Here is a 14,016-nt window from a genome sequence, read left to right as displayed (position 1 = left end):
GAGAAAGCGCTGGGGTGATGTATCATCAACGCTTAGCGCACGAGTTGAAATTCCAGATTACTGAGTTTTACAATTGGCACCACTTGGTTGTCATGGGCGCCACCGGGGTAGGACAAGCCCTCGAAAATGGCGCCCGGCTGCGGGGGCGCGGTCGCCAGCGCACTCTGGAAGGCCGGCCCAAACTGCTGAAGCGCAGAGCTAAAAAACAGCAGCAGCTCAAAGCCTTGGCTAGCAAAGCTGGACGGCGGCAGGTTCTGCTTGGCTAGGTACAGCTGGCGGAAGCGGCGATAGCTCGGGCGCTGCGCATCGAAGTACTTGGGATGGTAGTAATACACGCTAGGGCCGCCGAGCTGGCCGGCGCCCAGGCTAGGATTATCGAGCCATTCGCCGGGTGCCAGCAGCGCCGGGCGGGTAGCGCTGGGCACCGTACCTAGGGCCGCGAAAGCGGGTGGACCAGCCTTGCGGTTATCCGACGCCACCACGAGGTGACTGGCGCTGGCTAGATCGAGGCCCGTGTAGGCGGCGGTGAGACTAGCTGGGTCGTCGGGCCGGAACGCGCGCGAGGTCAGTATTTTGCCGCCGGCTTCTTCGTAAGCTGCCTGGTAAGCTAAGGCAAACTCGTTGTCGTCCTTCGCGTCTTCGTGCAACAAGATGGCTGGGCGGCCGGTACCGAAGGCCGTGGCCGCAAACTGCGCCGCCAGCCGGCCCTGGGTAGCCGCGCTAGGCATGTAGAGGTAGTGGTAGGCATTATCCAGCACAAGGCTCGCATCTTGCGAAAGCGGGTTGATGCACACTATTTGGTGTTCGCGGGCGAAGCGAGCCACTAGCTTGGCGCCCGACTTGTACACCGGCCCGACTATCATGTCCATGCCCGCGAGTTCGGGCAGCGTCAGCACCGACTTGAGGGTGAGCGTATCGGCGCCCGTGTCGTATGCAAATAGCTGCACCGGGTGCCCAGCGCGCTGCAAGGAGTCTTGGGCCAGGCGCAGGCCGGCGTAGAGGTCGGTTACGAACTGGTTTTTGCGACGTGTCTGCCATGTATTGTCTTGCAGCTCGAAAGGCAGTAACACCCCAATGTTGTAAGTGCCCTTGCGGGGCAAGGCCTTAGGTGCCGCTGGCGCCGTAGCTAGCACGGCGGTGTAGCGGCTGCGCTCAAGCTTGAACTGCGTGATTAGCGCGTCGAGCTGTTGGCGGTCGGCATCAAGAAGAGGGGCGCTAGCTAGCAAGAAGTCGGCGTAGAGTCGGCCCACGAGCTTGCTTTGGGGGTAGCGCTGGCGCAGGCGCTGCCAAACAGCGCGGTCCTTTAGCTTGGCTAAGTAGTTGGCCTGCATAGCCTCGCGCAGCGCCGCATACTGCTCAGCAGGCAGCTGCCCTAGGGTGCGCAGTGCCGTGTCGTAGTCGCCCTGCTCAAACGACACCTGGCCTTGCAGGTACAGCACCTCGTTGAGGCCCGCGTAGGTAGGATACTGGTTGCGGATGAGATTAAGCATCTGCTCGGCCTCGGCCCACTGCCCGAGGCGGGTGGCGGCCACGGCGTAGAGGTAGGCCGCGTCGGGGGCCTTGGAAAAGTGGTTGACCGGCTGGGTCAGGGGCTGCAGCTCTTGCATGGCCACGGCGTAGTGGCCCTGGTCGAGCTGGGTTTTAGCGGTTTGGTAGCGGGTAAGCTGGCCCTGCGCGGCGGCGCTCAGGCTGAGCAGGGCCCAGGGCCATAGCAGCAGGAGCCGCCGCAGCGACGAAGGAACGGCCCGATAAAAATGAGTCATGCGATACTGAAACGGCTAGGTAGCCGCGTTAGCTGCCGCAAAGGTACGTGCCACCGAGAGGGGGCCGGCACGCAACTTGCTCACCTCGGCGCTCTACTTTAGCGTATTCACTCTTTAACACTGTGCCCATGTCCCTTGCCATGCCTCTATCGATGCCTGCCCTGCGCCACCGCCTGCCGCTGCTGCTGGCGCTGGGTTTGTCACTGGCCCTAAGCTTTGTGCTCGTGGCGGTGCGGGTACTGCTCACGCAGCAATTGACGTTTGTTTTCCTGCTTTGGAATTTGTTTCTGGCCGCTATTCCCTTTGCGCTGAGCGCGGCCATTCACCTGGCCGCCCACCGGCCTAAGGCCCGGCTGCTGCTGCCAGTGGGTGCAGTGTGGTTGCTCTTCTTCCCCAACGCGCCCTACCTCGTCACCGACCTTTTTCACCTCGAGCCACGCCCCGGCGTGCCGTATTGGTATGACCTCGCGCTTATCATGTCCTGCGCCTGGAACGGCCTGATGCTGGCTTATTCCTCGCTCATGGATATGCACACGCTGGTGCGGCAGCGGCTGGGCTTCGTGGCGGGCTGGGGCTTTGCCACAGTGGCATTGGGTCTCAGCGCGTTTGGGGTGTACCTAGGTCGGTATTTGCGCTTCAACTCCTGGGATATTCTTAGCAACCCGTTTACCCTGTTCTACGATATTGTGCAGCGTTTCCTGCACCCCTTCCATAACTGGCAGACCTGGGGCGTGACCGTCGTTTTCTGGGCCTTTCTACTGATTGGCTACGCTACTGTGCGCCTGCTAGGGCGCGTGGAAACGGCAATTGAGCAGGAGGGATAAGTAGTAAAAAATCAAATTTTCTTTAGCGGAGAATTTATCCGTAGCAAGGGTAGTATTACCGCCCCAGTCCTCCTTCCCAAGCTGCTAGTTCCTGCTGCCGCTCGGCCTGCACGCGGGCTAGCAGCGCCGGGCTGGGGCCAGTGCCTAGGTAGATAGTTTCGCCACGTTCGCGGGCGTACGGATGGGTTATTTCGCCCACTTTGCGCAAGCTTTGGAAATAAGGTATTAGTTCTTCGGGGTGGCCTTCGCCCACAAGCAGCATGTGCCGCCAGGGGCGTGGTGGCTGGGCTGGAAACCAGTGCAAATAGCTGCCATTGAAGCTGGTGGCGGCGGGCAGCTGGCGGCCTCGATTGTAGTAGTTGATGGCCCCAGCTTGGCCGTAGTCGTCGCACTTGATGAGGGTGCGGGCACGGGTTGAGTCGGGTAGGGCCTGGTAGGCCTGCCAGGTTTTATCAGCCAGCTCGCGCCAGCCCAGCATGTCAGCAAAGTCCTGAGGGAGTGCGTGCACCTGGCCATCTTCCCAGCGGTTGAGGCCCAGCTTCTGAAAAGTAGGAGTTTGACCGAGGCGCGCCATACGAGGTGGCGGCAGCAGTGGATAAATAATAAACAGCAGTGGCGCCAATAATACCAGCGGTAGCCCCAGTAGCGCCACCCGCAGCCGAGGCCGAGCCGCCAGCCGGGCCTGCCACCACACGGCACCCACCGCAAATAGCGCCGGATAATAACCTAGGCCGTAGTAGGCTTTGCCGTGCAAGATATTCAGAATCAGCATACCGCCTAGGTATACCAGCCCGGCCGCGCGAGCTGCCGGCGCGGGCCGGCCCCACAACGCTGCCACTAGCCCCGGCACCCACACCACCAGCGCCGGCAGGTTCATGAGCACCTGCTCTTGCCAGAAATTGCCTGGCGTCACGTTTACCAGCTGCTGGTCGTGCAGCAGCGCCATGTGGTGCCGGAAGGGTAGGCCGTGGGCCACCTGCCACAGCAGGGTAGGGGCCGCCACTAGCAGCGCCAGCCCCGCCGCCACCCACACGGGCCGCCGCCCTAGCGTGCGCGGGGCCGTAAGCAGCAGCGCCCCTAGCACGGCCGCTCCGAAGAAAAAGGTTGTGTATTTGTTGAGAATACCCAGGCCCAGCACGATACCTAGGGCGTAGAGGTGCCTGGGGCGGCCGTCAGGCTGTGCGTGCCGCACTAATAAGTAAGTGGCTAGCGTAAAGCTGAATATCTCAAAAGCATTGGGTTGGAATAGCAGGTTAACCCGGCCGTAGGCAGTGGTGAGATAGCACACCCCCGCCAGCGCTTGCGCCCACGGCCCGCCACCCAGCCGCTGTGCCAGCCGCACCACCACATAAATAGTGAGCGCCCCCCAGAGCAGCGGCCACGCTTTCACCCAAAAGAAGCCCCCGCCCAATGCCAACGTTACCCAGCTTTGCAGAGCTGTGAGGGGCGGCACCTCAATGTAGCCCCAGGCCAGGTGTCGGCCGTAGTCGAGGTACAGGTACTCATCGCGTTGCAGTTCGTAGGTGCCGTAGCCGGCCAGCAGCAGGCCCGAGATGATTTTGAGCAGGGAGAATAGCAGGGGCAATCGGTGTTTCATTGCAGAAGGTGAGTGGAGAGAGGCAGGGCAACAAAGAAAGGTCATGCAGCGAGCTGCTTCGCTGCATGACCTTTCTTTGTTTTTCTACTCCTTATTTATTGATACCTGTTAAATGTCAACGTCCTGGTCTCGCCTGCTTTCCACTCGTCGCTACCCCGACCGTCCCGCCGAGGTGCCTATGCCCGGCCGCTCGCCCTACCTCGCTGATTACGACCGCGTCGTATTCTCGTCGGCCTTCCGGCGCTTGCAGCGTAAAACCCAGGTGATGCCGCTGCCCGAGACCGACTTCGTGCACACTCGCCTTACGCACTCGCTCGAAACAGCCTGCGTGGGCCGCTCCCTAGGTCGCCTGTCGGCCCGCCGTGTGCTCGAAGGCGACCCAAGCATCGCAGATGAATTGCCCGACTTCGCCCAGGACTGCGGCGACATTGTGGCCTCGGCTTGCCTGGCCCACGACATTGGCAACCCGCCCTTCGGCCACTCGGGCGAGGATGCTATTTCGGCCTACTTTGCTAGTCGAGCGGCCGAGCGCTTCATCACCGGGCTCAGCACCGCCGAGCAAAGTGACTTACAGCATTTTGAGGGTAACGCAGCGGGCTTCCGCATTCTCACGCACACCTATGCGGCGCTCAGCAGCGGCTCGGCCGGGCTGGGGCTCACGTATGCCACCCTAGGCGCGTTTACCAAGTACCCGCGCCCCTCGGTAGTCGAGGCCGAGAAAAAGCAAGGTGGCGCCAGCGAGAAGAAATACGGTCACTTTCAAGCGGAAAACCCGCGTTTCAAGCTAGTGGCCGAGGAGTTGTGCTTGCGGCCCAAAGACCCGGTGGCTGGCTTCTACCACCGCCACCCGCTGGCCTTTCTGGTGGAGGCGGCCGATGACATCTGCTACCGCATCATCGACTTTGAAGACGGCCTCAAGCTCGGCCTCATTGACCACGAGCGCGGCCTAGAGCTGCTGCGCGAGCTGCGCGCCGCCGCGCCCAACGCCCGCCCCAAAGGCAGCGGCAGCAGCGGCCTGCACTGGCGCGACTGGCAGGAGGAGCTCGGCTACCTGCGCGCCACGCTCATCGGCCAGCTCGTCGATGAAACCGCTACCCGCTTTGCCCAGCATGCGCCCGCCATCTTAGGGGGCACCTACGATGCCTCGCTGGTAAAAGAGCTGAGCGGCTACGAGTATCTGCAAGAGATTCAGCGCCTCAGCATTGCCAAGCTCTACCGCTCGCGCCCAGTACTCGAAATCGAAGCGGCCGGCTTCGAGGTGCTCGGCGGCCTACTCGACGCCTTTCTGTGCGCCATTTTCGACAAGAAGGAAAACCACCGCTCGCGCAAGCTGCTCGACCTGCTGCCGGCTCAGTACCGCGCCATCGGCCCGCAAGCCGGCGCGTCGGCCTATGAGCAAATTCTCTTGCTTACCGACTACGTAGCCGGCATGACCGACCAGCACGCCCTAAGCTTGTATAAGACAATTAAGGGCATTGAATTGCCGAAAGGGTTTTAAAGTTATTTCTGCTAGAAAATGGCTTCTTCCTCGTGCAAGGCCACCATATTCGCTAACAGTGCCTCCAGCAACCTTCGTCCTTTCCAGCCCGATTTTAGTTTAGCTCGAATCTGGTTCGCGGTCTGTACAAATTCTTGTTCTTCGGCCGCTTCATGGTCCTCAAAAGCTATCAGCTTTTCGACCATCGCCTCCGTCATCTCAGGGTGAAACTGGAGGCCGATAATGCCATCGCCCCACACGAAGCCTTGAGCCGCGCAACCAGCCGACATACCCACGCGCAGTGCGCCCGGCGGCACTGTAAATGTGTCGAAGTGCCAGTGCAGCACGGTGGCTTTGTCGGGCCAACCGCGCAGCAGCGGGTGGGTGAGAGCCTTGGCCGAAAAGCGCACCGTCCAGTAGCCAATTTCTGGCTCGGGGTTGGGTCGCACCTCGCCACCTAGGGCCTGTGCCACTAGTTGCGCACCTAGGCAGATGGCCAGCGTGATTTTGCCTGCTCGCAATGTCTGCTGCAAAAACGCTTTTTCGGCGCGCAGCCACGAGAAGTTTTCCTCATCATGCACGCTCATTGCCCCACCAAGGACGAGTAAACCATCAAAATCGGCTAAAGGCGGGAAAACCGGATTAGGCTCAAATAGGCGCGTGAAACTGAGCGTATGGCCGTGCGCCACCAGCCACTCAGCGGCGTAGCCAGGACCTTCGTCGGGTAAATGTTGGAGGCAGTGCCAACGCATAAAGTAAAAAAGCAAAAACGCCTGTCATGCTGAGCTCGCGAAGCATCTTATCATGTCAGGTTAGTTAGATGTAGTAACCTAACGTGATAAGATGCTTCGCAAGCTCAGCATGACAGACGATTAAAACTGCTGGTCAAAGCTTAATTAAGCGGCTGCACGCGCTTTAACTATTCCCACTCAATCGTTGCTGGGGGCTTGCTGCTGATATCGTACACCACGCGGTTGATGCCGCGTACCTGGTTGATAATCTTGTTGCTCACCTCGGCCAGGAAGTCGTAGGGTAGGTGTGCCCAGTCAGCGGTCATGCCATCTACGCTGGTTACGGCGCGCAGGGCCACCACGCGCTCATAGGTGCGCTCGTCGCCCATCACGCCCACGCTCTGGATGGGCAGCAGCATGGCGCCGGCCTGCCAGGTTTTATCGTAAAGGCCGCGCTCTTTGAGGAGGTTGATGAACACGCCATCGGCGCGCTGGAGCAGGTCTACCTTCTCGGGCGTGATGTCGCCGAGGATGCGAATGCCCAGGCCGGGGCCGGGGAAGGGGTGGCGGTTGAGAATGTCGGCGGGTAGCCCCAGGGTGGCGCCCACCTCGCGCACCTCATCCTTGAAGAGCATGCGCAGCGGCTCCACGATTTTGAGGTTCATCTTCTCGGGCAAGCCGCCCACGTTGTGGTGGCTTTTGATGGTCACGGCTGGGCCGCCGTGCACCGATACCGACTCGATAACGTCGGGGTAGATAGTGCCCTGGGCCAGCCAGCGAGCGCCCTCTACCTTCTGCGCCTCGCGGTCAAACACTTCCACGAACGTCCGGCCGATGGCCTTGCGCTTCTGCTCGGGGTCGGTGAGGCCAGCGAGCGCGGCGTAGAACTCGGGTGCGGCATTCACGCCGGTCACGTTCAGGCCTAGGCCCTCATAAGCCTTCAGTACCGAAGCAAACTCATCTTGCCGCAGCAGGCCATTATCCACAAAAATGCCGTGCAGGCGCGGCCCAATAGCCCGGTGCAGCAGTAGCGCCGCTACGCTGCTATCCACGCCGCCCGACAGACCTAGGATAACCTGGTCGTCGGGGCCGACGGTGTTTTGCAGGGCCTCTACCATCGAGTCGACAAAGTGCTCGGGCGTCCAGCTCTGGTCGCAGCCGCAGATATTGACCACGAAGTTGGCCAGCAACTGCTTGCCCTCGGTCGAGTGCGTTACCTCGGGGTGAAACTGGATGCCGTAGGTATCCTGGCCAGGCAACTGGTAGGCCGCCACCGCCACCTCGGGCGTGCTGGCAATGATGTTATACTCGGCCGGCAGGGTCTTGATGGTATCGCCGTGCGACATCCAGACCTGCGTATCCAGGTGCAGGCCAGTGAGTAGGGGCGAGGCTTCCTCCAGCGACGTTAGCCGCGCCCGGCCATACTCCCGAATGGTGGCTGGTAGCACCTCGCCGCCGCCCTGCTGCGCCAGCAACTGCGCGCCGTAGCAGATGCCCAGTACAGGCACTTTGCCCAGAATGCCGCTTAGGTCGGGGTTGGGCGAGTCGGCATCGCGCACCGAGCAGGGCGAGCCCGAAAGAATAACGCCCCGCAAGCTGTCGTCGCCGGCGCTAATGCGCGCGGCCAGCTGGGGGGCGTGGGTGTAGGGGTGAATCTCGCAAAAAACATGCAACTCGCGAATGCGCCGGGCAATGAGCTGCGTGTATTGCGAGCCGAAGTCTAGAATTAGAATCTGCTGCATGGGGCACAAAGGTAGGGCCCAAAAGGGCCGCCTGGTAGCCCTAGGTGCCGAATAGCCCCCGCTACTTGCGAAGGTGCCGCTAACTATTTCTGCCCGACAATCTGTGCATTAGGTCTTCTAATGCGGTTCATTGGCCTTAAAAAAGGAAAAAGCGTACGAATCTGCGCTAGATGGTTGTACCTTTGCACCGGCGAGTCAGAACGACCAGCTCCTGCTGAACTCCCCCAGGGCCGGAAGGCAGCAAGGGTAGGTGGTTGAGCGGTGCGATTTTGGCTCGCTTTTTTTTGTCTTTTCCAACCGGCCTAGAGCCGCGTTTGCCTGCCGGTTTTGGGCAGTCGGCGCGTAGCTTTGGGCCGGTTTTGTTTTTGGCAAAAGCGCTAAAGCCACGACCAGGTTCTTTACAAAAAGGCTAGCAGCCAGCCGGTACTAGCTAACATTCTACAAATGAAGTTTTTCATCGATACGGCCAACCTAGCCGAGATTCAAGAAGCCGTAGACCTAGGCGTGCTCGACGGTGTTACCACCAATCCTTCGCTGATGGCCAAGGAAGGCATCCGGGGCACCGATGCCGTGATGGCGCACTACCAAGCCATCTGCGACATTGTAGACGGCGACGTATCGGCCGAAGTGATTGCTACCGACTTCGAAGGCATCATCCGCGAAGGGGAGGCCTTGGCCGACCTGCACCCCAATATCGTGGTGAAAGTACCGATGATTAAAGATGGCGTAAAAGCTATCAAATGCTTCAGCGACAAGGGTATTCGCACCAATTGCACGCTTATTTTCTCGGCAGGGCAGGCTATTCTGGCCGCTAAGGCGGGCGCTACCTACGTGTCGCCCTTCGTGGGCCGCCTCGATGATATCGGCGCCGATGGCCTGGGTCTGATTGCCCAGATTATCGAGATTTTTGCCAACTACGGCTACGCCACCGAAGTTCTGGCTGCCAGCGTGCGCCACGTGCCGCACCTCATTCAGTGCGCCGAGCTAGGGGCCGATGTCGTAACGTGCCCGCTCAACGTTATTACCGGGCTGCTCAACCACCCGCTGACCGACAAAGGGTTGGCTACCTTCCTGGCCGACCACAAGAAAGTAAACGCTTAAAAATAGTCTGTCATTGCGAGGAGGAACGACGAAGCCATCTTTCCTTTTAGCTTAGCGGACGTTAGCTAGCACCTGAGGATGAATGGCTTCGTCGTTCTTCCTCGCAATGACAGTACTTTTAATTAGGTAGAGCGTGTATATCATCAAAGTAAAAGGCAAGGCCAAAATTCCGGATTACATCCAGCTGCGCGACGAGCAATTCGTGCTGATTGCCTATTTCCGGGCCGACCGCCCGCTGAAAGACCTGCACCGCTACGGCCTCGAAGGCCAGGAAGTGCCGCTGGCCGCCATCATCTCGGAGCTGGAATTTGGCAAGCTGCGTAAGCTCGAACTCTAAAAGACTATGACCGAGCCGATTCTAGAGCTGCGCGATGCAACCGTGACCCAGGAGGAGCGCGCCGTGCTGGCGGGCGTCACGTTTGCGCTGGCCAAGAGTGAGTTTGCCTACCTAGTGGGGCGCACGGGCTCGGGCAAGTCGTCGCTGCTCAAGACCTTATATGCCGACTTGCCGCTGCTGGTGGGTACCGGCGAGGTCGCTGGATTTAACCTAGCCAAGCTACCCGCGGGTAAAGTGCCCTACCTGCGCCGCAAGCTAGGTATCGTATTTCAGGATTTTCAGTTGCTATCCGACCGGACCGTAACTGAAAACTTGTTATTTGTGCTGAACGCTACCGGCTGGAGTGGCAAAGCGCGTAAGCAGCAGCGCATCCAAGAAGTGCTCACGCAAGTAGGCCTTAGTGGGGTGGGCAACCGCATGCCACACCGCCTTTCGGGTGGCGAGCAGCAACGCGTAGTTATTGCGCGCGCCTTGCTCAACGAGCCTGTGCTACTACTCGCCGACGAGCCCACCGGCAACCTAGACCCCGAGGTGGCCGATGGTATCATGGAGTTGTTTACGGAGATAAACCACGCGGGCACGGCCGTGCTCATGGCTACGCACAACTTCCAGCTAATTGATAGGTTTCCGCACCGCGTGCTCACGTGCCAGGGCGGGCAGCTACTAGATTCGGGCCGGAAATAGCGCTTCGCGGCGTCTGCTCATGGCTGGTTTATCCATTCTGATTCCGATTTTTAATCGTGACGTATCAGAGTTGGTGCACGCGCTGCTAGCGCAGCTGCCCGACTGGCCGGGCCCTACCGAAATCAGACTACTTGACGATGGCTCGGATGAAAAATACCGGGTGGCAAATCGACTACTAGCGACGCTCCCTAGGGTAGTGTACCAAGAGCTAGCCGCCAACGTAGGCCGCGCAACAGTGCGCAATCAACTAGTAGCCAAGGCTAAATACGAATGGGTATTATTGCTCGACAACACCGGGCAAGTGACAGCTAGCCACTACTTAGCTCGCTACGCCGCAGCCAGCAGCCAGGCGCCAGTAGTAGCAGGAGGCGTACGCTATGCCGACCAGGCACCGGCCGAGCCTGGCTTGCGGCTGCGGTGGCTATATGGCCGCCAACGCGAAGCTCGCCCCCTAGCGCAGCGCAAAGCTGCGGCCTACGACCAGTTGTTAATAAATAATTTACTGATTCAAAAAGCACTGTTACAACAGTTTCCACTTGATGAGCGCTTGCGTGGCTACGGCCACGAGGATACGAAGCTAGGCTGGCAGCTTGCGGCGGCGGGCGTACCAATCCATCACCTAGACAACCCCATTATGCACGCCGGTTTGGAAACGGCCACTGCTTTCCTCGAGAAATCGGAGCAGGCCGTGCGTAACCTAGCGCAGCTGCTGCGCCAAGATAACTTAGGCGCAAGTAGCCGGTTGGTTCAGGCGGCTCGGCGCCTGCAGCGGGCCCGCTTAGCCGCCGCCTTGCAGGCAGCGCTAACGCTGGGTGAGCCACTGCTACGGCGTAACTTACTTAGTACGAGACCCTCTCTAAAAGCGTTAGATGCACTTAAGTTGCTCTGGCTATTGCGAGAAGGGGGCGGCCGCTAACTGGCCAGTATCTTTGGCCGCGTCTACTGTTTTTTACTTGCTGCTTTGCTGCCACCCGCTCCTATTTCGCTACTCGACCTTGCGGCCGAACACGCGTCTTACCAAGCGGAACTGGATGCTGCTTGGCGAGCTACTGCACAGGAGGCCGCGTTTATTCAGGGACCAGCGGTGCAGGCCTTTGCCAACGAGCTAGGTAGTTGGCTGGGTGGGGCGCATGTGGTGCCCTGCGCCAACGGCACCGATGCTCTTACACTGACGCTGCTCAGCCTAGGGCTGCCACCGGGTGCGGAGGTTATTGTACCGGCCTTCACCTACATTGCCACGCTGGAGGCCGTAGCCCTGTTAGGGCTGCGCCCAGTACTGGCCGATGTGCGCCCCGACACTTTTATGCTCGACCCAGCGGCGGTTCGGGCAGCTCTCACACCGCGTACTGGGGCCGTGTTGGCTGTGCATTTATTTGGGCAATGCGCTGATTTAGAAGATTTAGCGAAAATTTGCTCGGCGGCTGGTGTTGCCTTGGTAGAAGATAATGCCCAGGCCCTAGGGGCTACTTTTACCTTTGCTAGCGGCAAGACTGCTTATGCTGGCACAGTAGGGAAGGTCGGTACTACTTCCTTCTTTCCAAGCAAAAACCTAGGTTGCCTTGGCGATGGCGGCGCACTTTTTACTCGCGACGCGGCCCACGCCAGCCTCTTGCAGCGGCTGGCCAACCACGGCCAAGCGCAGAAATACGACCACCAGCACATTGGCCTAAATTCGCGCCTTGATACCCTGCAAGCGGCCCTGCTGCGCGTAAAGCTGCGGCACCTGCCAGCTGCGCAGGCGGCCCGCCAAGCCCTAGGTGCCTGCTATGATGCTGGGCTAGCCGACATGCCCGGCCTGCACATCCCTGCTCGCGACCCGCGCAGCAGCCACGTTTTTCACCAGTATACGCTTCGTATAGAAGGAGATGGCCGCCGCGAGGCACTGCGGCAGCACTTGGCGCAGCACGCTATTCCGAGCGCTATTTACTACCCACTGCCTGTGCATCAGCAGCCGGCTTACGCCTACCTAGGGTACGGGGCGGGCCAGTTTCCGGTAGCCGAGCAGCTGTGCCAGCAGGTGCTATCGCTACCGCTGCATCCGGGGCTGACGGGCGCGCAGCTCGATTACATCATAGCCAGCACGCGTGCTTTCTTCGCAGTTTGATATTCGCGCGTGACTTATTCAAAAGCTAAAGTTCGCTTCGTTATTTGTGGGGTAGGCCATATTGGCCACCGCCACGCCACGCTGGTGGCCCGCCACCCCGAGGCGCAGCTGGTGGCCCTGGTCGATGTGCAAGCAGAACTACGCCCCGCGTTGGCTGCTACGTTCCCGGGGGTACCCTTCTTTACATCTTTAGAAGCGTATGTTGCGCAAGGGCCTGCCGCTGACGTGCTTACCATAGCTACGCCCAATGGCTTGCATGCTAGCCAGGCTGTGGCTGGCGTGCGCCACGGCTTGCACGTTGTCATTGAAAAGCCTCTAGCCCTGCGTACTGCCGACGCTGAATTAGTGCTGCAAACGGCGCAAAAAGCTAACAAGCTGGTCTTTGGAGTGATGCAGAACCGCTACTCGCCGCCCGCGGCCTGGCTTAAGCAGCTATATGAAAACGGTTACCTAGGTCGAGTTTTTTTGGTGCAACTCAATTGCTTCTGGAACCGCGATGCGCGGTACTACCAACCGGGCGGCTGGCGGGGCACCCAGGCGCTGGATGGCGGCACGCTGTTTACGCAGTTCAGCCACTTCGTTGACTTGTTATACTGGGTGTTTGGGGATATCACGAATATCAACGCTCGCTTTCAAGATTTTGTGCATCAAGGGGTCACTGATTTTGAAGACAGTGGGCTCGTTACCTTTGACTTAGTGCGTGGCGGCAGTGGCACGCTCAGCTACAGCACTGCGGTGTGGGACCGCAATCTCGAAAGCTCCCTGACCGTAGTGGCCGAGCGCGGCTCACTCAAAATAGGGGGGCAGTACCTAGATAAAATCGACTACTGCCATGTGCAAGGCTATGAGCTGCCGACCCTGCCCGCCACCAACGCCGCCAATAATTACGGCACCTACCAAGGCTCGGCTGCCAACCACGGCTATGTGATTGACGACGTGGTGCAGGCCGTGCAAAGCGGTGCCCAAGTCATTACCAATGCTCAAGATGGCTTGAAAGTAGTCGAGTTGATTGAGCGTATCTACGCGCTACGCCCAAGCCTATTTCACTAAAAAGCCGGCTACTCATTATAAGACAACATCGTGTCCTACAAGGAGTAGCCGGCTTTTTAGTGTTGATACCCTAGGAATGACCGAGTTCGGCTACGGCAGGTAGCGAGCGGTCGCTCTGAGCAGGGGCTGAGTGCGCTAATGCTGGTGCACTGGTTTGCTCCCATTCATGAAAACTGGTAATTTCCACGTGGAACTTACCGATAAACCAGCTTATCAGACTTAAATCGTCGAGAAAGCCGAGCGCTGGAATAAAGTCGGGTACTAGGTCGATAGGGGAGATGACGTAGAGAAGTACACCTAGGCCCGAAACAATAGTGCTGGTTTGAATTTGCCGATACTCGCCGCTGACATAATTGCGCACGAGGCGCACCAGTGTGTGGCCAGTTTCGAAGAGCTGGACAAATTTATTTTCCTTACTGTTCTTATCAGCTAGTTTGTCGGCGGCTTCGTTGAGCACAACAGCCACCTTGAGGGGCTTGCTGAGTAGCCGAGAGCTGCGGCTGATAAATTTGCTGAAAAGTAAGTTTTTGGAAATCTCGAGGCCGCGTTGAGCAAGAGTTGACATGAGGAGAGACGAAAGAAGAACGGTTAGCCCGGCAATACGCA

General features: G+C 59.3%; 13 protein-coding genes and 1 other RNA gene. 9 read left to right on the top strand and 5 right to left on the bottom strand.

The features are described 5' to 3' along the window. Positions 1-32: 32 nt before the first annotated feature. Positions 33-1,763 (bottom strand): ABC transporter substrate-binding protein, encoded by a 1,731-nt coding sequence (locus tag FNT36_RS02965; RefSeq protein ID WP_144844151.1) that lies wholly within the window; start codon positions 1,761-1,763, stop codon positions 33-35. A gap of 140 nt (positions 1,764-1,903) precedes the next feature. Between FNT36_RS02965 and FNT36_RS02960 the strand changes: the two genes are divergently transcribed. Continuing rightward, positions 1,904-2,587, top strand: coding sequence for a DUF1361 domain-containing protein (locus FNT36_RS02960; RefSeq protein WP_233635631.1), 684 nt, complete (start codon positions 1,904-1,906; stop codon positions 2,585-2,587). Positions 2,588-2,642: 55 nt separating this feature from the next. Here the strand turns inward: FNT36_RS02960 and FNT36_RS02955 are convergent, their stop codons facing one another. After that, a complete protein-coding gene (locus FNT36_RS02955) occupies positions 2,643-4,184 on the bottom strand; it encodes a glycosyltransferase family 39 protein (RefSeq protein ID WP_233635630.1) in 1,542 nt (513 codons plus the stop codon). Positions 4,185-4,296: 112 nt separating this feature from the next. Between FNT36_RS02955 and dgt the strand changes: the two genes are divergently transcribed. Further along, positions 4,297-5,682, top strand: a complete 1,386-nt coding sequence (dgt, locus tag FNT36_RS02950; protein ID WP_144844141.1) for a dGTP triphosphohydrolase — start codon at positions 4,297-4,299, stop codon at positions 5,680-5,682. 11 nt (positions 5,683-5,693) lie between these two features. On the opposite strand, the gene FNT36_RS02945 is transcribed toward dgt, so the two are convergent. Both FNT36_RS02945 and guaA read right to left on the bottom strand, forming a co-directional pair. Further along, complete coding sequence (locus FNT36_RS02945; RefSeq protein WP_144844138.1) at positions 5,694-6,413, bottom strand: type 1 glutamine amidotransferase; 720 nt, start codon at positions 6,411-6,413, stop codon at positions 5,694-5,696. Positions 6,414-6,580: 167 nt separating this feature from the next. Further along, the gene (gene guaA / locus FNT36_RS02940; RefSeq protein ID WP_144844135.1) at positions 6,581-8,134 is read right to left on the bottom strand and encodes a glutamine-hydrolyzing GMP synthase; all 1,554 of its coding nucleotides are present in this window, start codon (positions 8,132-8,134) and stop codon (positions 6,581-6,583) included. A gap of 187 nt (positions 8,135-8,321) precedes the next feature. On the opposite strand from guaA, the gene ffs reads away from it, so the two are divergent. The 7 genes from ffs (at position 8,322) to FNT36_RS02905 (ending at position 13,410) form a co-directional block, all read left to right on the top strand. After that, positions 8,322-8,418: signal recognition particle sRNA small type (gene ffs, locus FNT36_RS02935), an RNA gene on the top strand. A 160-nt stretch (positions 8,419-8,578) separates the two neighbouring features. Further along, positions 8,579-9,235, top strand: coding sequence for a fructose-6-phosphate aldolase (fsa, locus tag FNT36_RS02930; RefSeq protein ID WP_144844132.1), 657 nt, complete (start codon positions 8,579-8,581; stop codon positions 9,233-9,235). A 133-nt stretch (positions 9,236-9,368) separates the two neighbouring features. Beyond that, entirely contained in the window at positions 9,369-9,572 is a 204-nt protein-coding gene (locus FNT36_RS02925) for a fructose-6-phosphate aldolase (RefSeq protein ID WP_144844129.1), read from the top strand. Between the two features lie 6 nt (positions 9,573-9,578). Further along, positions 9,579-10,256: a cell division ATP-binding protein FtsE gene (locus FNT36_RS02920; RefSeq protein ID WP_144844125.1), complete on the top strand. Its 678-nt coding sequence runs from the start codon at positions 9,579-9,581 to the stop codon at positions 10,254-10,256. A gap of 19 nt (positions 10,257-10,275) precedes the next feature. Next, positions 10,276-11,172 (top strand): glycosyltransferase family 2 protein, encoded by an 897-nt coding sequence (locus FNT36_RS02915; RefSeq protein WP_144844122.1) that lies wholly within the window; start codon positions 10,276-10,278, stop codon positions 11,170-11,172. A gap of 45 nt (positions 11,173-11,217) precedes the next feature. Continuing rightward, complete coding sequence (locus FNT36_RS02910) at positions 11,218-12,360, top strand: DegT/DnrJ/EryC1/StrS family aminotransferase (RefSeq protein ID WP_233635629.1); 1,143 nt, start codon at positions 11,218-11,220, stop codon at positions 12,358-12,360. Between the two features lie 9 nt (positions 12,361-12,369). Then, positions 12,370-13,410 (top strand): Gfo/Idh/MocA family protein, encoded by a 1,041-nt coding sequence (locus FNT36_RS02905; RefSeq protein WP_144844117.1) that lies wholly within the window; start codon positions 12,370-12,372, stop codon positions 13,408-13,410. A 70-nt stretch (positions 13,411-13,480) separates the two neighbouring features. On the opposite strand, the gene FNT36_RS02900 is transcribed toward FNT36_RS02905, so the two are convergent. Next, the gene (locus FNT36_RS02900; RefSeq protein WP_144844114.1) at positions 13,481-13,975 is read right to left on the bottom strand and encodes a YkvA family protein; all 495 of its coding nucleotides are present in this window, start codon (positions 13,973-13,975) and stop codon (positions 13,481-13,483) included. Positions 13,976-14,016: the final 41 nt, after the last annotated feature.

Origin of the sequence: Hymenobacter setariae (assembly GCF_007713685.1) — a bacterium.
In the GTDB taxonomy this organism is placed as follows: Bacteria; Bacteroidota; Bacteroidia; order Cytophagales; family Hymenobacteraceae; genus Hymenobacter; species Hymenobacter setariae.
Note: the sequence above shows the minus strand (reverse complement) of the source record. Positions and strands in the feature narration are given on the sequence as shown.

Bases quoted from the DNA above. Each gene is read 5' to 3' on its own strand.
- FNT36_RS02915 (WP_144844122.1), top strand. From the start codon at position 10,276: ATGGCTGGTTTATCCATTCTGATTCCGATTTTTAATCGTGACGTATCA.
- fsa (WP_144844132.1), top strand. From the start codon at position 8,579: ATGAAGTTTTTCATCGATACGGCCAACCTAGCCGAGATTCAAGAAGCC.
- FNT36_RS02920 (WP_144844125.1), top strand. From the start codon at position 9,579: ATGACCGAGCCGATTCTAGAGCTGCGCGATGCAACCGTGACCCAGGAG.
- FNT36_RS02965 (WP_144844151.1), bottom strand. From the start codon at position 1,763: ATGACTCATTTTTATCGGGCCGTTCCTTCGTCGCTGCGGCGGCTCCTG.
- FNT36_RS02955 (WP_233635630.1), bottom strand. From the start codon at position 4,184: ATGAAACACCGATTGCCCCTGCTATTCTCCCTGCTCAAAATCATCTCG.
- FNT36_RS02900 (WP_144844114.1), bottom strand. From the start codon at position 13,975: ATGTCAACTCTTGCTCAACGCGGCCTCGAGATTTCCAAAAACTTACTT.
- FNT36_RS02945 (WP_144844138.1), bottom strand. From the start codon at position 6,413: ATGCGTTGGCACTGCCTCCAACATTTACCCGACGAAGGTCCTGGCTAC.
- FNT36_RS02960 (WP_233635631.1), top strand. From the start codon at position 1,904: ATGCCTCTATCGATGCCTGCCCTGCGCCACCGCCTGCCGCTGCTGCTG.
- guaA (WP_144844135.1), bottom strand. From the start codon at position 8,134: ATGCAGCAGATTCTAATTCTAGACTTCGGCTCGCAATACACGCAGCTC.
- dgt (WP_144844141.1), top strand. From the start codon at position 4,297: ATGTCAACGTCCTGGTCTCGCCTGCTTTCCACTCGTCGCTACCCCGAC.